The 14,857-nt window shown below is 63.7% G+C and carries 19 protein-coding genes; 14 read left to right on the top strand and 5 right to left on the bottom strand.

Annotated elements, in window-relative coordinates:
* The 5 genes from VGR99_RS25840 to VGR99_RS25820 form a co-directional block, all read left to right on the top strand.
* On the top strand, nt 1–448 hold a 448-nt coding region (locus tag VGR99_RS25840), incomplete at its 5' end, for a SufD family Fe-S cluster assembly protein (RefSeq protein ID WP_326900337.1).
* A gap of 34 nt (nt 449–482) precedes the next feature.
* On the top strand, nt 483–1,241 hold the full coding sequence (gene sufC / locus VGR99_RS25835) for a Fe-S cluster assembly ATPase SufC (RefSeq protein ID WP_326902419.1): 759 nt from the start codon (nt 483–485) through the stop codon (nt 1,239–1,241).
* A gap of 2 nt (nt 1,242–1,243) precedes the next feature.
* The gene (gene sufD / locus VGR99_RS25830) at nt 1,244–2,569 is read left to right on the top strand and encodes a Fe-S cluster assembly protein SufD (protein WP_326902418.1); all 1,326 of its coding nucleotides are present in this window, start codon (nt 1,244–1,246) and stop codon (nt 2,567–2,569) included.
* A 4-nt stretch (nt 2,570–2,573) separates the two neighbouring features.
* On the top strand, nt 2,574–3,815 hold the full coding sequence (locus tag VGR99_RS25825; protein WP_326902417.1) for a cysteine desulfurase: 1,242 nt from the start codon (nt 2,574–2,576) through the stop codon (nt 3,813–3,815).
* Nucleotides 3,812–4,180 carry a nitrogen fixation protein NifZ gene (locus tag VGR99_RS25820; protein ID WP_326902416.1) on the top strand — a complete coding sequence of 123 codons (369 nt, stop codon included), beginning with the start codon at nt 3,812–3,814 and terminating at the stop codon, nt 4,178–4,180. Before VGR99_RS25825 ends, VGR99_RS25820 begins: the two co-directional genes overlap by 4 nt.
* Nucleotides 4,181–4,196: 16 nt before the next feature.
* On the opposite strand, the gene VGR99_RS25815 is transcribed toward VGR99_RS25820, so the two are convergent.
* Nucleotides 4,197–4,640, bottom strand: coding sequence for a SufE family protein (locus VGR99_RS25815; RefSeq protein WP_326902415.1), 444 nt, complete (start codon nt 4,638–4,640; stop codon nt 4,197–4,199).
* A gap of 36 nt (nt 4,641–4,676) precedes the next feature.
* Nucleotides 4,677–5,114, bottom strand: a complete 438-nt coding sequence (locus VGR99_RS25810) for a hypothetical protein (protein ID WP_326902414.1) — start codon at nt 5,112–5,114, stop codon at nt 4,677–4,679.
* Nucleotides 5,115–5,594: 480 nt separating this feature from the next.
* Between VGR99_RS25810 and nifD the strand changes: the two genes are divergently transcribed.
* The 9 genes from nifD (at nt 5,595) to hspQ (ending at nt 13,666) form a co-directional block, all read left to right on the top strand.
* Nucleotides 5,595–7,097, top strand: coding sequence for a nitrogenase molybdenum-iron protein alpha chain (gene nifD / locus VGR99_RS25805; RefSeq protein WP_326902412.1), 1,503 nt, complete (start codon nt 5,595–5,597; stop codon nt 7,095–7,097).
* Nucleotides 7,098–7,181: 84 nt separating this feature from the next.
* Nucleotides 7,182–8,741, top strand: a complete 1,560-nt coding sequence (nifK, locus tag VGR99_RS25800; RefSeq protein WP_326902411.1) for a nitrogenase molybdenum-iron protein subunit beta — start codon at nt 7,182–7,184, stop codon at nt 8,739–8,741.
* 116 nt (nt 8,742–8,857) lie between these two features.
* Nucleotides 8,858–10,525 carry a nitrogenase iron-molybdenum cofactor biosynthesis protein NifE gene (gene nifE / locus VGR99_RS25795; protein WP_326902410.1) on the top strand — a complete coding sequence of 556 codons (1,668 nt, stop codon included), beginning with the start codon at nt 8,858–8,860 and terminating at the stop codon, nt 10,523–10,525.
* Between the two features lie 10 nt (nt 10,526–10,535).
* Nucleotides 10,536–11,918, top strand: coding sequence for a nitrogenase iron-molybdenum cofactor biosynthesis protein NifN (gene nifN, locus VGR99_RS25790; protein ID WP_326902409.1), 1,383 nt, complete (start codon nt 10,536–10,538; stop codon nt 11,916–11,918).
* A gap of 22 nt (nt 11,919–11,940) precedes the next feature.
* Entirely contained in the window at nt 11,941–12,336 is a 396-nt protein-coding gene (gene nifX, locus VGR99_RS25785) for a nitrogen fixation protein NifX (protein ID WP_326902408.1), read from the top strand.
* Between the two features lie 11 nt (nt 12,337–12,347).
* A complete protein-coding gene (locus VGR99_RS25780) occupies nt 12,348–12,818 on the top strand; it encodes a NifX-associated nitrogen fixation protein (protein WP_326902406.1) in 471 nt (156 codons plus the stop codon).
* An 8-nt stretch (nt 12,819–12,826) separates the two neighbouring features.
* The gene (locus VGR99_RS25775; protein WP_326902405.1) at nt 12,827–13,027 is read left to right on the top strand and encodes a CCE_0567 family metalloprotein; all 201 of its coding nucleotides are present in this window, start codon (nt 12,827–12,829) and stop codon (nt 13,025–13,027) included.
* Nucleotides 13,028–13,040: 13 nt separating this feature from the next.
* A complete protein-coding gene (fdxB, locus tag VGR99_RS25770) occupies nt 13,041–13,328 on the top strand; it encodes a ferredoxin III, nif-specific (RefSeq protein ID WP_326902404.1) in 288 nt (95 codons plus the stop codon).
* A 20-nt stretch (nt 13,329–13,348) separates the two neighbouring features.
* Entirely contained in the window at nt 13,349–13,666 is a 318-nt protein-coding gene (hspQ, locus tag VGR99_RS25765; protein ID WP_326902402.1) for a heat shock protein HspQ, read from the top strand.
* A gap of 25 nt (nt 13,667–13,691) precedes the next feature.
* Here the strand turns inward: hspQ and VGR99_RS25760 are convergent, their stop codons facing one another.
* The 3 genes from VGR99_RS25760 to VGR99_RS25750 are packed head-to-tail and all read right to left on the bottom strand — an operon-like array spanning nt 13,692 to nt 14,724.
* Nucleotides 13,692–14,006, bottom strand: coding sequence for a hypothetical protein (locus VGR99_RS25760; RefSeq protein WP_326902401.1), 315 nt, complete (start codon nt 14,004–14,006; stop codon nt 13,692–13,694).
* Between the two features lie 2 nt (nt 14,007–14,008).
* On the bottom strand, nt 14,009–14,284 hold the full coding sequence (locus VGR99_RS25755) for a hypothetical protein (RefSeq protein ID WP_326902400.1): 276 nt from the start codon (nt 14,282–14,284) through the stop codon (nt 14,009–14,011).
* Complete coding sequence (locus VGR99_RS25750; protein ID WP_326902398.1) at nt 14,284–14,724, bottom strand: hypothetical protein; 441 nt, start codon at nt 14,722–14,724, stop codon at nt 14,284–14,286. Before VGR99_RS25750 ends, VGR99_RS25755 begins: the two co-directional genes overlap by 1 nt.
* Between the last annotated feature and the right edge of the window lie 133 nt (nt 14,725–14,857).

Below are 14,857 nucleotides of genomic sequence, written 5' to 3'. Positions count from 1 at the left end.
GATCTCGAACGGCTTCCAGCAGGTCGATTCGGGCACCAAGATGATCCATCTCGGCAAGAACACGTCGAGCCGCATCATCTCGAAGGGCATCGCCGCCGGCAAGTCGCAGAACACCTATCGCGGTCTCGTCACCGCGCACCGCAAGGCGACCGGCGCGCGCAACTTCACCGCCTGCGATTCCCTGCTGATCGGCGACAAATGCGGCGCGCACACCGTGCCGTACATCGAGGCCAAGAACTCTTCGGCAACGTTCGAGCACGAGGCGACGACGTCGAAGATCTCCGAGGACGTGCTGTTCTACTGCGTCCAGCGCGGCCTTAGCCAGGAAGAGGCTGTCGGCCTCGTCGTCAACGGCTTCGTCAAGGACGTGCTGCAGCAACTGCCGATGGAATTCGCGGTGGAAGCGCAGAAGCTGATCTCGATCTCGCTTGAAGGGAGCGTCGGATGACCGCCTTCGAGCCCAACAGGCAAGGAGAAGTGTGATGACGGTGCTCCTCGACATCCGCGGGTTGAAGGCCGAGATCGACGGCCGGCAAATTCTCAACGGCCTCGATCTCGTCGTGAACAAGGGCGAGATCCATGCCATCATGGGTCCCAACGGCGCGGGCAAGTCGACCCTGTCCTATGTGCTGTCGGGAAAGCCGGGCTATGAGATCACCGGCGGCGAGGTGTTCTTCAATGGCGAGGATCTCCTCGCCATGGATCCGGACGAGCGCGCCGCTAAGGGGCTGTTCCTGGCCTTTCAGTATCCGCTGGAAATTCCGGGCGTCGCCACGCTCACGTTCCTGCGCACGGCGCTGAACGCCCAGCGCAAGAAGCGCGGGGAGGAGGAACTGTCGTCGCCCGACGTGCTCAAGCGCGTACGCGAACTCGCCAAGCAACTCAGCATCGATCCCGAGATGCTCAAACGGCCACTCAATGTCGGTTTCTCCGGTGGTGAGAAGAAGCGTAACGAGACGCTCCAGATGGCGCTGCTGGAGCCGCGCCTCTGCGTGCTGGACGAGACAGATTCCGGTCTCGACATCGACGCGCTGCGTATCGTCGCCGACGGTGTCAATCGCCTGCGCGCTGCGGACCGGGGGATGATCGTCATCACCCATTACCAGAGGCTGCTGGATTACATCGTGCCCGATGTCGTGCACGTGCTGTCGGCCGGCCGCATCGTCAAGACCGGCGGCAAGGAGCTCGCGCTCGAGCTGGAAGCAACGGGCTACGCGCAGTATCAGAGCGAGGCGGCCTGACAATGAATGCCGAGATCCGTCCCGTGAAGACCGCCGCCGAGATCGGGCTTGCCGATCTGTTCGCGGCTGCGCACAAGGGCCTGCCCGGCGGGAGCGATGTGAAGGCTCTCCGCCGCGATGCCTTCGATCGCTTCGTGGCACAGGGCCTGCCGCATTCGCGCGTCGAATCATGGAAATACACCGATCTCAGGCGCCTTGTGCGCGACGCCAAGCCGCTCGCGCCCCTGCCTAGTGCCGCTGCCAAGGCGGCTGCGGTAAAGTCGGGGACCGCCTTTGCGGACCTCGATTTTCGCAGGCTGGTCATCGTCGATGGCGCCTTCGTCCCCGAACTGTCGGATCTTGCCGATCTCGAGCCCGGCCTCAGCGTCCGTGCGACAATCAAGACACTCGATGGCGATGGCATGCCGAGCGCGCTCGATGCCGGGATGGCCGGGGATGACGTGGCTGTGGCACTCAACACCGCGTTCGCTGCAGATGGGGTGATGATCGCGGTCGATCCCGATGTCGTCGTGGCGCGGCCGATCCACCTGGCGTTCGTGACCACGGCCGCCACACCGTCCGCGATGTTCACGCGGTCGTTGCTGGAGCTCGGGAGCGGTGCCGCCGTCACGCTGGTCGAGACGCATGAGGGGCCGGATCAGTCGGAGTACCAGGTCAACACCGCGCTTCGGATGATCGTCGGGGACCGCGCCGTGCTCGACCATGTCAAGGTCACCGGTGAGGGCGCGGCCGCATTGCATATCGCGACGCTGCTGGCCGAGATCGGCGCTGGGGCGACCTATCGCGAATTCGGCTTCACGACCGGCGGCGCCGTGGTGCGCAACCAGCTCTTTCTGAGGTTTGCAGGCGAGGGGATCACGGCCAGCGTGCACCAGGCGTGCCTGCTGGCCGGCCGCCAGCACGCCGACACCACGCTGACCGTCGATCATGCCGCCGCCGGCTCTCAGAGCCGAGAGGTGTTCAAGGCCGTGGTCGACGACGAGGCTCGCGCGGTGTTCCAGGGCAAGATCACGGTGCAACCGGGCGCGCAGCAGACCGACGCAAGGATGATGGCGCGCGCGCTGCTGCTATCGGACGAGGCGGTCGCCAATTGCAAGCCGGAGTTGGAGATCTTCGCGGACGACGTTCAGTGCGGGCACGGCACGACCACGGGTGCGCTGGACGACCAGCTGAAGTTCTACCTGATGGCCCGGGGCATTCCGGAGAAGGAGGCCGAAGCGCTGCTGATCCAGGCGTTCGTGGGCGAGGTGATCGACGCAATCGTGCGCGAGGATCTGCGCGAGGCGTTGTCGCGGATAATGCTCGATTGGCTCAAGGGGCGGGACTAGGTCCATGCATCCGGCGGTGAGCAACGGAAGTTACGACGTCTATCGCGTCCGCCAGGACTTTCCGATCCTGTCCATGCAGGTCCACGGCAAGAAGCTGGTCTACCTGGACAACGCAGCCTCCGCGCAGAAGCCGCTGGCGGTGCTGGAGCGGTTGACCGAAGCCTACACCAGTGAATATGCCAACGTGCATCGCGGTCTGCACTACCTCGCCAACGCCGCCACGGAGGCCTATGAAGGCGCCCGCGACAGGGTCGCAAAGTTCCTCAATGCGGAGCGGCGCGAGGAGATCGTGTTCACGCGCGGCGCCACCGAAGCGATCAATCTCGTGGCGCAGACCTTCGGTCGTGAAAGGATCGGCGAGGGCGATGAGATCGTGCTCTCGATCATGGAGCACCACGCCAACATCGTTCCCTGGCACTTCCTGCGCGAGCGGCAGGGCGCGGTGATCAAATGGGCTCCGGTTGACGACGACGGCAATTTCCTGATCGACGAATTCGAAAAGCTGCTGACCGCGCGGACCAGGTTGGTCGCGATCACCCAGATGTCGAACGTGCTGGGCAGCGTCGTTCCGGTCAAGGAGGTCGTCCGCCTGGCTCATGCGCGCGGGATCCCGGTGCTGGTTGACGGCTCGCAGGCCGCCGTCCACATGGAGGTCGACGTACGCGATATCGACTGCGATTTCTACGTCATCACCGGCCACAAGCTGTACGGACCGACCGGGATCGGGGCGCTCTACGGCAAGTACGAGCACCTCGCCGCGATGCCGCCGTTCAACGGAGGCGGCGAGATGATCCGGGAAGTCTCGTGCGATTCCGTCAGCTATGGCGAGCCGCCGCATCGCTTCGAGGCAGGTACGCCGCCGATCGTGCAGGCGATCGGCTTGGGTGCTGCGATCGACTACATCGAGTCCATCGGCAAGGAGCGAATCCGAAAGCATGAGAGCGGCCTGCTCGCCTATGCCCAGGAACGGCTGCGCGGAATCAACTCGTTGCGGATCATCGGCACGGCCGCCGAGAAGGGGGCGCTGGTGTCCTTCGAGATGAAGAATGCCCACGCTCACGACTTTGCCACCGTGATCGACCGTTCGGGCGTCGCGGTGCGGGCAGGCACTCATTGCGCGATGCCGCTGCTCGATCGCTTCGGCGTGACCGCGACCTGCCGCGCCTCGTTCGCCCTCTACAACACGATGGAGGAGGTCGATGCGCTGGCGGAAGCCCTGACCAGGGCGCAGGAGCTGTTCTCATGAGTGGCCGGATCGCGACCAAGCCGCTGCCTGCCGAATCGCGGTCGGTCAAACCGCGGCCGGTCGCCCGCATCGTCTGCGACGCCCGTCAGCGTCAGGCGGTCCGGAACGGGGAGCGGCGTTTCACCGGCGAGTTTGCGCCCGGAGAACCGGTCTGCGCGGCGGCGCTGATCAGGAACGATGGCATGTATCCGCACAAAGATGTCGGGGAGGCGCTGGTGCACCCCGGCGACGCCGGGATCGTGCGCGAGAGCTGGCGCTTCCTCGGCGAGGTCTATTACACGGTCGAGTTCATGGCCCGGTCGGTGTTCGTCATCATGCGGGGCCGCGAGATGGTCCGGATGGGAACCGCCTTCGACGCCGCCTGACGTCCCCCGTAAGGTCTCAAGCGGCCTTGGCCAGCGTGGCGTGTGCGTCTGCGCGCATCCGGGCCACCATCGATCGGAAGCCGTTGGAGCGTTGCGGCGTCAAATGCTCGCCGAGACCGAGCTGTTCGAACAGCGTGACCGGATCTTCGCCGGCGATCTCCGAGGCCGTCCGTCCCGACAATAATGCAATCAGGATCGCGACCAGGCCGCGAACGATGTGGGCATCGCTGTCGCCGGCAAAGGTAAGGAACGGCTGTCCATCGCGCTGCTCGACGGCCGTTGCCAGCCAGACCTGGCTGACGCAGCCCTGCACCTTGTTGGCGTCGGTGCGCTGCACCTCGGGAAACGGCGGCAGCTTGCGCCCGAGCTCGATGACGTAGCGGTACCGATCGTCCCACTCCTCGAGCAGGGAAAAGTTCTCGATGATGTCCGTGATCGGCGCCGGTTGCGGTTGGGGCATCGGTTCCTTCCTGAAGGTTACGCTTGGAGGACCGCGTCAGCCGAAGGCCACGCGGATGAGCCGGGACGGCACGTTGCGAAAGATCGGGGTGGTCAGAGCCCGGTCGACCGCCTCGCACACCGCGTCGAACGAGATCGGCTTGCAGACGATGCCGCGCGCGCCGCGTTCGAGAGCGAGCCGGGCGAGCGGATCGGAGCTGCGGTCGGCGACGACCAGGACCGCTGCGCCGCCATAGCGTCTGCCGAGTGCCGCGACGATCCCGTCATTCTCGCCCTGCAGAATGCTCGTTCCGACGAGCACCGTGTCCGGTGCATCCATGGCCGACGCCAGGGCGTCGTCGAGCGACGCAAAAGTGTAGGTACGATAGCGCTCTTGCAGGATGTAGTGGAGCGCGGACCGCACCACCTGATCGCGTTCGATCACGAATACGGTCGATTGGTCGTCGTTCGCGTGCCATTCCGGTTCGTATTGCATGGAAACCTCGATGCGTTGGTGAGACGCATCAAGCAAGCTCCGTACCGCGGCGAGGATCGGTGTTTTCGTAAGCAAAGGCGCATGTTCGACGTGTGTTGGTCGCGCTCTCGGTTTGTTTTGTTTCAGACAGCCTCTCGCGCAGGTGCATGTCGACATGATGCGATGTCGGGTTTGCAACAATCGCCGGTCGCTTCGCTATCTGCCTTCAATCGCTTCGCTTTTCTCGCTCGGGAAGGGTTGGCACACCCGTTGCAAAAGTCTCTGCGCAAGGCGCGGTCGTCAGACCTGCTCTCCTCGCTATCCGGGAGCTGGTCGGCCCCGCGCGAGTGAGATCGAGAGAGCGGCGCGCCGGACCATCGGCCGAAGGAAAGCAGAGTGTCTACACCAGGGACAGATCGGGTTGTGAGATTTGTCCGTATATCGGGCGCTTCGGAGGAGGCGTCCGACCCTTCACACAGAGGATAACCGAAGGATATTCGCATGAGCCTAGCAACCACCGAGAGCGTCGCCGAGATCAAGGCCCGCAACAAGCAACTGATCGACGAGGTCCTGAAGGTTTATCCGGAGAAGACCGCCAAGCGCCGCGCCAAGCACCTCAATGTGCACGAGGCCGGCAAGTCCGATTGCGGCGTCAAGTCGAACCTGAAGTCGATTCCCGGTGTGATGACCATTCGCGGCTGCGCCTATGCCGGCTCGAAGGGCGTGGTGTGGGGGCCGATCAAGGACATGATCCACATCAGCCACGGCCCTGTGGGCTGCGGCCAGTATTCCTGGGCCGCGCGGCGCAACTACTACATTGGCACAACCGGCATCGACACCTTCGTCACGATGCAGTTCACCTCCGATTTCCAGGAAAAGGACATCGTGTTCGGAGGCGACAAGAAGCTCGCGAAGATCATCGACGAGATCCAGGAGCTGTTCCCGCTCAACCACGGCATCACCATCCAGTCCGAATGCCCGATCGGTCTGATCGGCGACGACATCGAGGCCGTCTCGAAGGTGAAGTCGAAGGAGTATGACGGCAAGACCATCGTGCCGGTGCGCTGCGAGGGCTTTCGCGGCGTCTCGCAGTCGCTCGGCCACCACATCGCCAACGATGCCGTGCGCGACTGGATCTTCGACAAGGTCTCCCCGGAAGCGAAGCCGGCGTTCGAATCCACGCCCTACGATGTCGCGATCATCGGCGACTACAACATCGGCGGCGACGCCTGGTCCTCGCGCATCCTGCTCGAGGAGATGGGGCTGCGCGTGATCGCGCAATGGTCCGGCGACGGCAGTCTTGCCGAGCTGGAGGCGACGCCCAAGGCGAAGCTGAACGTACTGCACTGCTATCGCTCGATGAACTACATCTCGCGTCACATGGAGGAGAAGTTCGGTATTCCCTGGTGCGAGTACAATTTCTTCGGCCCCTCCAAGATCGCGGAATCGCTGCGCAAGATCGCGAGCTTCTTCGACGACAAGATCAAGGAAGGCGCCGAGCGCGTCATCGCCAAATACCAGCCGCTGATGGATGCGGTGATCGCCAAGTATCGCCCGCGCCTCGAAGGCAAGACGGTGATGCTGTTCGTCGGCGGCCTGCGGCCCCGGCACGTGATCGGCGCCTATGAGGATCTCGGCATGGAGGTCGTCGGCACCGGCTACGAGTTCGGCCATAACGACGACTACCAGCGCACCGCCCAGCACTACGTCAAGGACGGCACGCTGATCTACGACGACGTCACCGGTTACGAGTTCGAGCGCTTCGTCGAGAAGATCCAGCCCGACCTCGTCGGCTCCGGCATCAAGGAGAAGTACGTCTTCCAGAAGATGGGTGTGCCGTTCCGGCAGATGCACTCCTGGGACTATTCCGGTCCCTATCACGGCTATGACGGGTTCGCGATCTTCGCGCGCGACATGGACATGGCCATCAACTCCCCGATCTGGAAGAAGACCAAGGCACCCTGGAAGGATGCCCCGCGGCCGAGCCTGATGGCGGCCGAATAACAGAGGCGAGGTCCGGCTCTTCCCGATCCCCGGGAAGAGCCGAGAGACAGGCGATCGAACACGACATCCAACGAAGGTGCCAAGATGACTCAGAATGCCGAACACGTGCTCGATCACTTCGAGCTGTTCCGCGGTCCGGAATACCAGCAGATGCTGGCCAACAAGAAGACGCTGTTCGAAAATCCGCATGATCCCGCGGAGGTCGAGCGCATCCGCGAATGGGCCAAGACGCCTGAATATCGCGAGAGGAATTTTGCCCGCGAGGCCCTGACCGTCAATCCTGCCAAGGCCTGCCAGCCGCTCGGCGCGGTGTTCGTCGCCGTCGGCTTCGAGGGCACGTTGCCCTTCGTGCACGGCTCGCAGGGCTGCGTCGCCTATTACCGCAGCCATCTGTCGCGGCATTTCAAGGAGCCGAGCTCCTGCGTCTCCTCGTCGATGACGGAGGACGCAGCCGTGTTCGGCGGCCTGAACAACATGATCGACGGGCTTGCCAACACCTACAACATGTATAAGCCGAAGATGATCGCGGTCTCCACCACCTGCATGGCGGAGGTGATCGGCGACGACCTCAACGCCTTCATCAAGACCGCCAAGGAGAAGGGCTCGGTTCCGGCGGAGTACGATGTTCCGTTCGCCCACACGCCCGCCTTCGTCGGCAGCCATGTGACCGGCTACGACAATGCACTCAAGGGCATTCTCGACCACTTTTGGGACGGCAAGGCCGGCACCGCGCCGAAGCTGGAGCGCAAGGAGAACGACAAGATCAACTTCATCGGCGGCTTCGATGGCTACACCGTCGGCAACATCCGCGAGATGAAGCGCATTTTCGAGCTGATGGGGATCGAGTACACGATCCTTGCCGACAACAGCGACGTGTTCGACACCCCGACCGACGGCGAATTCCGCATGTATGACGGCGGTACCACGCTGGAGGATGCCGCGAATGCAATCCACGCCAGGGCGACGATCTCCATGCAGCAATATTGCACGGAGAAGACGCTCCCCTTCATCGCAAACCACGGCCACGAGGTCGCAGCCTTCAACCATCCGGTCGGCGTCAGCGCCACTGACGAGTTCCTGATGACGCTGTCGCGGATCACCGGCAAGGCGATCCCGAAGGCGCTGGAGCAGGAGCGCGGTCGCCTGGTCGACGCCATGGCCGACTCCAGCGCGCATATCCACGGCAAGAAGTTCGCGATCTACGGCGATCCGGACCTCTGCTACGGGCTCGCGGCGTTCCTGCTCGAGCTCGGCGCCGAGCCGACCCACGTGCTCTCCACCAACGGCAACAAGGCGTGGGCCGAGAAGATGGAGGCGCTGTTTGCGAGTTCGCCGTTCGGCAAGAATTGCCACGCTTATGCCGGCAAGGATCTCTGGCACATGCGCTCGCTGCTGTTCACCGAGCCGGTCGACTTCCTGATCGGCAACACCTACGGCAAGTACCTGGAGCGCGACACGGGCACGCCGCTGATCCGCATCGGCTTCCCGGTGTTCGACCGCCATCATCACCATCGTTATCCGGTGTGGGGCTATCAGGGTGGCATGAACGTTCTGGTCAAGATCCTCGACAAGATCTTCGACGAGATCGACAAGAACACCAACGTGCCGGCCAAGACCGACTACAGCTTCGACATCATCCGTTGATGCCGGGGAGAGCTGCCGCCGCCCGACGGGGCGGCGGCAGACCACCAGTCTAGCCAGAGCGATCGAGACTGCGGGGCATCATGCTCGCGCAGCGGGTCAGGGAATAGGAGAGACGCATGAGCTCGCTGTCGGCCACCATTCAAGACGTCTTCAACGAGCCGGGCTGCGGCAAGAACGCCAACAAGACGGAGGCCGAGCGCAAGAAGGGCTGCACCAAGCAGCTGCAGCCAGGTGGGGCTGCCGGCGGCTGCGCCTTCGACGGCGCCAAGATCGCGCTCCAGCCGTTCACCGACGTCGCCCATCTCGTCCATGGTCCGATCGCCTGCGAGGGCAATTCCTGGGACAATCGCGGGTCAGCCTCGTCGGGCTCCGATCTCTGGCGGCGAAGCTTCACCACCGACATGAACGAGACCGATATCGTGTTCGGCGGCGAGAAGCGGCTCTACAAGGCGATCAAGGAGGTCATCGAGAAATACGATCCGCCGGCGATCTTCGTCTACCAGACCTGCGTGCCCGCCATGATCGGCGACGACATCAATGCGGTCTGCAAGGCCGCGGCGACGAAATTCGGCAAGCCGGTCATCCCCGTCAATTCCCCGGGCTTCGTCGGCCCGAAGAACCTCGGCAACAAGCTCGCCGGCGAAGCGCTGCTCGAGCACGTGATCGGTACCGAGGAGCCCGACTACACCACGCCTTACGACATCAACATCATCGGGGAATACAATCTCTCGGGCGAGTTCTGGCAGATCAAGCCGCTGCTCGACGAGCTCGGCATCCGCATCCTCTCCTGCATCTCCGGCGACGGCAAATATCGTGAGCTTGCCTATTCGCACCGGGCGAAGGCGGCGATGATGGTCTGCTCCAAGGCGATGATCAATGTCGCCCGCAAGATGGAGGAGCGCTACGGCATTCCGTTCTTCGAAGGCTCGTTCTACGGCATCCAGGATTCCAGCGATTCGCTGCGGGAGATTGCCCGTATGCTGATCGAGCGCGGTGCGCCGGCGGAACTGATGGAGCGGACCGAGGCGGTGATCGCACGCGAGGAAGCCAAGGCCTGGACTGCGATCGAGCGCTTCAAGCCGCGCTTCAAGGACAAGAAGGTGCTGCTGATCACCGGCGGCGTCAAATCCTGGTCGGTGGTCGCAGCGCTGCAGGAGGCGGGGCTGGAGATCGTCGGCACGTCCGTGAAGAAGTCGACCAAGGAGGACAAGGAGCGGATCAAGGAGCTGATGGGCCAGGACGCCCACATGATCGAGGATATGACACCGCGCGAGATGTACAAGATGCTGAAGGACGCGCGCGCCGACATCATGCTCTCCGGCGGCAAGTCGCAATTCGTCGCCCTGAAGGCGGCGATGCCCTGGCTCGACATCAACCAGGAGCGCTGTCACGGCTATATGGGCTACATCGGCATGGTCAAGCTGATGGAGGAAATCGAGAAGGCGCTCTACAACCCAATGTGGGCGCAGCTCCGCAAGCCAGCGCCGTGGGACGATGCCGGCGTCAACTGGCAGACCAAGGCGATGGCGGAGATGGATGCGCAGGCCGCGGAGATCGCCGCCGACCCGGCTCGCGCCGAGGCGGCGCGCCGCGCCAGGAAGATCTGCGTCTGCAAGACCGTCGACGTCGGCAGCATCGAGGATGCCATCGCTGCGCACGGCCTCACCACTGTCGATGGGGTGAAGGAGCATACCAACGCTTCGGGTGGCTGTGGTGCCTGCAAGGGACGGGTCGAGGACATCCTGGCGACCCGGCCGGCGCCGGTGCTGCAGGCAGCGGAGTAGGGCGCTCCTCATGGCGATCGTCACCACGTCCAAAAAGGCCTGCTCGGTCAATCCGCTCAAGATGAGCCAGCCGATCGGCGGCTCCTTCGCCTTCATGGGCCTGCGCGGTGCGATGCCGTTGCTGCACGGCTCGCAGGGCTGCACCTCGTTCGGGCTGACGCTGTTCGTGCGGCACTTCAAGGAGGCCGTGCCGATGCAGACCACGGCCATGAGCGAGGTTGCGACCGTGCTCGGCGGCTATGAGAATGTCGAGCAGGCCATCCTCAACATCTACAATCGCACCAAGCCCGAGATCATCGGCATCAACTCGACCGGCGTCACCGAGACCAAGGGCGACGACGTCGAGGGGTTTATTCGCCTGATCCGGCAGAAGCATCCGCAGCTCGAGAAGTTCCCGCTGGTCTACGTCTCCACGCCCGATTTCAAGGACGCGTTCCAGGACGGTTGGGAGAAGACGGTCGCGCGCATGGTCGAGTTGCTGGTCGATCCGGTCGACGCTTCGGCGCCTCGCGATCCCGCGCGCGTCAATGTCCTGCCGGGCTGCCACCTCACGCCCGGCGATCTCGACGAGCTGCGCACGATCATCGAGGATTTCGGGCTTCGCCCGTCCTTCCTGCCGGATCTCGCTGGCTCCCTCGATGGTCATATCCCGGACGAGTTCACGCCGACCACGATCGGCGGCATCGGGGTCGACGAGATCGCCACCATGGGGCAGGCGGGCTGGACGATCGCGATCGGCGCGCAGATGAAGCGTGCGGCGGAAGCCATGCAGGAGAGGGCCGGCGTGCCGTTCCGGCTGTTCGAGCGGCTCTGCGGGCTGATCCCCAATGACGAGTTCATCGCCTTCCTGAGTGAGATCAGCGGCCGGCCTGTGCCGCCGAAATATCGCCGGCAGCGCGGCCAGCTTGCGGACGCGATGCTGGACACGCATTTCCACATCGGCGGCCGCAAGCTGGCGATCGGTGCCGAGCCGGACCTGCTGTTCGACCTGTCGAGCATGCTGCACGAGATGGGCGCCGAGGTCTCGGTTGCGGTGACCACCACGGCGTCGCCCGTGCTGGAGCGTGTCAGGACGAACGAGGTCCTGATTGGCGATCTCGAGGATCTCGAGGAGCTCGCCAAGACGCGCGACTGCGATCTGCTCATCACCCATTCGCATGGCCGCCAGGCGGCCTCGCGCTTGAAAATCCCGTTCTATCGCGCGGGTTTCCCGATGTTCGACCGCCTCGGCGCCGGGCATCTGATGTCGGTCGGCTATCGTGGCACCCGCGATCTGGTGTTCGATCTCGCCAATCTCGTCATCGCCGACCGCGAGGACAACCATCAGCCGACGCCCGAGACCTGGCGGAACACCGAGACCGGCCTTCAGGTCGTTCCGCCGCAACTGCACTGAACGAAGGAGAGGGACCAGATCGATGAAAGTCGCCTTTGCGACCCAGGACCTGAAGCGCGTCGACGCGCATTTCGGCTGGGCCAAGAACATCGCCATCTACGACGTCAGCCCCGAGGGACACCATTTCGTCGAGGCCATCCAGTTCGATGGCGACCTCAAGGAGGACGGCAACGAGGACAAGCTGGCGCCGAAGATCGAGGCGATCAAGGATTGCACGATCCTCTATGTCGCGGCGATCGGCGGCTCGGGCGCGGCACGGGTCGTCGCCAACAACATCCACCCGATGAAGGTGGCGCAGCCTGAAGCGATCGACGACCTCTGCGTCAAGCTGGAGGACGTGCTGAAGGGGGCACCGCCGCCCTGGTTGCGCAAGGTGCTGGCGAAGGACCAGGAACGCAGCTTTGATCTCGAAGACTGAGGACAACCATCATGCCTGAGGCCGCAGAACTCGTTCAACCCGACGCCGCGGCCGACGCGCCGTTCGTCAAGGAGCTCGTCAAGATCTGGCGCGCCCAGGACACCCATGGCGCCTGGGAGGGCAAGAAGGATCTCGACCTGCTCGAGCCCTACATTCTCGACAAGGAGAAGCGGCGCGCGCTGCCGATCGTCGGCGATCCCGATCCCGATACGATCTGGCGCATGGAGCTGTTCTTCAATGCGGTCGCGCTTTCGGTCGAGAAGGCGACGGGAGTCATGATCTCGCCGATGCTGAAGATGCATCACGAAGGCTTCGGCCGCATGGTCCTGATCGGCGGACGGTTGATCGTCGTCAACAAGCAGTTGCGCGACGTGCACCGGTTCGGCTTCGACAATCTCGGCAAGCTCGCGGCCGAGGGCGACAAATACGTCGCCGGCGCCGTCGAAATGATCCGCAAATTCCCAGACGTTGCGAACTACTGAGGTTGAGCATGAGCGATCTTGAAACCCTGAAGGCCGAGATCAAGAAGCTGTCGGCCAAGGCGACGCAGGCCAAGATGGACCTCCACGATCTCTCGGAGGAGCTGCCGATCAACTGGACCTCGATCCTGAGCGTGGCCCAGAAGGCCCACGACGCCTTTTCCGAGCTCGAGCGCAAGCGCGAGGACCTCAAGATGCTGGAAAAGGCCTGACTGGATCCCGATCATGTCCTATGCAACCCGCGACGGCCGCGATTGGAGGCCGGATTATCTGGTTTCGATCGATCCCAAGAAATGCATCGGCTGCGGCCGCTGCTACAAGGTCTGCGGTCGCGAGGTCATGACGCTGAAGGGGATCAACGAGGACGGCGAGATGATCGACCTCGATGACGATGATGACGAGGTCGAGAAGAAAGTCATGGTGATGAACGACGACGGCGCCTGCATCGGTTGCGGCGCCTGCGCGCGGGTCTGCCCGACCAACTGCCAGACCCACGCTCCCGCGGCCGCCTGAGCGGTAACGGCGGACGTGTGATGAGTAAGACCCAGTTTGCCAGGTACAATATCGGCCAGGTGATCCGCCATCGGCTCTATGCGATGCGCGGGGTCATCTTCGACGTCGACACGTCGTTCGCCGGCACGGATGGCGAGCCGGTTACGAACGGGACTGCCAGTGGTCTGGTCTACCGGCTGTTTGCCGAGGACGACGAAGTTCCCTATGTGGCGAGTATCGCCGAAACTGACCTCGAGCCCGACGATTCCGGCGAGCCGGTCAGGCATCCCGGGATCGGGGCCATGTTCGAGGTCGGCGAGGCAGGCAGCTATCGCCGGCGCAGGCACCTGATCAATTGATGCGTGGCGAACCACGTCATCCGTTCTATTCGATGCCCTGCTCGCGTGCCTTCATCATTGCGGCAACGCGGAATCGCTCGTGGATGGCGACGGGATTGGCGAGCATGTCTGCTTCGGCCTGCTTGAACGCGGCGAGAACGACGTCGGCTTCCTCGCGCGTCAGGGGCACGCGCCCGGCCATGTGCGTCGCTTCGGGGGCGGCCGCCCGGATCGCACGGCGATAGGGGTGATCCTTCACCTCGATCAGCTCATTCGCCTCGAGCTTGCCGCCAAGCGTGATCGCGAGCCCGACGATTTCGAGCTTGCGGCCGTCCTGTGTGATCTTGACCAATATCGCCATTGTTACTCGGCCTCCTGCGCCGCGAACCACATGTAACCGCCGTCATCCCAGAGCCGCGCCAGGGCCTGGCCGGGGCTCCAGGCGGGATGCTGCTGCTTTGTCGCGCGAAACTCCGTCTCGAAGCGCGATGCGTCCTCACCCAGGAGATGAGCGACGAAGAAGTCGGCCTTCGATCGCAGAACGAAGGCCGATCGGTCGCCACTCGCCCGCAACTCGAACCTGTCGCCATCGGACAGGACACGGATTGCTGTCTCGCTTTCGTCTGTTGTGGCAGCCATCACGGGACCATCGGCATCGCGAAGCCGGGGCGGGGATGAGCGTCGTAATAGTCGGGCCGCTCCGGCCAGCCACCTTCGGCGTTGAACTTGAAGGCGGTGATCCTCACGGGCGCGCCTTGCGAGCAGGACACTTCGGCGAACTTGATCTCGCGCGGGCCGGGGCCGGCGGAGAAATCCGCAACCACAGTGCCGTCCGCCTTGCAGGCGCGGGCAAAGCCTGGTGTGCCGACGGTGCCCGCAGGCACGGGATTGGCTACGAAGCTGACGTCGGCGCCAAAGGCCGGGCTTGCGAATTTGAAGATGGCCAATACGCCGCTGCGATCGACCGGGCGATCGGCGGTGATCGGGCGCGCGACCGAATAGACGGTCAGCGTGCCGCCATCGAGCAGCGCCTTGATCTCGTCTTCTGAGCAGGCGGAAAATTCCGACGCGACGTTCATGTGCTTCTCCATGCCAACGGGCCTGAGTGAGCAACATCAATTTCCGTGCCACGCCGCGCCAGCACATTGAGACCGCATCAAGACCACCGGACGCGGCGGAAACGGCGCACGGCGGGTGCCCGGATGCGGCTTC

This window comes from Bradyrhizobium sp. (genome assembly GCF_035935975.1).
Lineage (GTDB): Bacteria > Pseudomonadota > Alphaproteobacteria > Rhizobiales > Xanthobacteraceae > Bradyrhizobium.
The sequence above is the reverse complement of the archived record's forward strand: the minus strand, read 5'-3'. Positions and strand labels throughout refer to the sequence as shown.

Bases quoted from the DNA above. Each gene is read 5' to 3' on its own strand.
- sufD (WP_326902418.1), top strand. From the start codon at position 1,244: ATGAATGCCGAGATCCGTCCCGTGAAGACCGCCGCCGAGATCGGGCTT.
- nifK (WP_326902411.1), top strand. From the start codon at position 7,182: ATGACTCAGAATGCCGAACACGTGCTCGATCACTTCGAGCTGTTCCGC.
- VGR99_RS25815 (WP_326902415.1), bottom strand. From the start codon at position 4,640: ATGCCCCAACCGCAACCGGCGCCGATCACGGACATCATCGAGAACTTT.
- hspQ (WP_326902402.1), top strand. From the start codon at position 13,349: ATGAGTAAGACCCAGTTTGCCAGGTACAATATCGGCCAGGTGATCCGC.
- sufC (WP_326902419.1), top strand. From the start codon at position 483: ATGACGGTGCTCCTCGACATCCGCGGGTTGAAGGCCGAGATCGACGGC.
- VGR99_RS25760 (WP_326902401.1), bottom strand. From the start codon at position 14,006: ATGGCGATATTGGTCAAGATCACACAGGACGGCCGCAAGCTCGAAATC.
- VGR99_RS25775 (WP_326902405.1), top strand. From the start codon at position 12,827: ATGAGCGATCTTGAAACCCTGAAGGCCGAGATCAAGAAGCTGTCGGCC.
- nifX (WP_326902408.1), top strand. From the start codon at position 11,941: ATGAAAGTCGCCTTTGCGACCCAGGACCTGAAGCGCGTCGACGCGCAT.
- VGR99_RS25810 (WP_326902414.1), bottom strand. From the start codon at position 5,114: ATGCAATACGAACCGGAATGGCACGCGAACGACGACCAATCGACCGTA.
- VGR99_RS25820 (WP_326902416.1), top strand. From the start codon at position 3,812: ATGAGTGGCCGGATCGCGACCAAGCCGCTGCCTGCCGAATCGCGGTCG.
- VGR99_RS25825 (WP_326902417.1), top strand. From the start codon at position 2,574: ATGCATCCGGCGGTGAGCAACGGAAGTTACGACGTCTATCGCGTCCGC.
- nifD (WP_326902412.1), top strand. From the start codon at position 5,595: ATGAGCCTAGCAACCACCGAGAGCGTCGCCGAGATCAAGGCCCGCAAC.
- fdxB (WP_326902404.1), top strand. From the start codon at position 13,041: ATGTCCTATGCAACCCGCGACGGCCGCGATTGGAGGCCGGATTATCTG.
- nifN (WP_326902409.1), top strand. From the start codon at position 10,536: ATGGCGATCGTCACCACGTCCAAAAAGGCCTGCTCGGTCAATCCGCTC.
- nifE (WP_326902410.1), top strand. From the start codon at position 8,858: ATGAGCTCGCTGTCGGCCACCATTCAAGACGTCTTCAACGAGCCGGGC.
- VGR99_RS25780 (WP_326902406.1), top strand. From the start codon at position 12,348: ATGCCTGAGGCCGCAGAACTCGTTCAACCCGACGCCGCGGCCGACGCG.
- VGR99_RS25755 (WP_326902400.1), bottom strand. From the start codon at position 14,284: ATGGCTGCCACAACAGACGAAAGCGAGACAGCAATCCGTGTCCTGTCC.
- VGR99_RS25750 (WP_326902398.1), bottom strand. From the start codon at position 14,724: ATGAACGTCGCGTCGGAATTTTCCGCCTGCTCAGAAGACGAGATCAAG.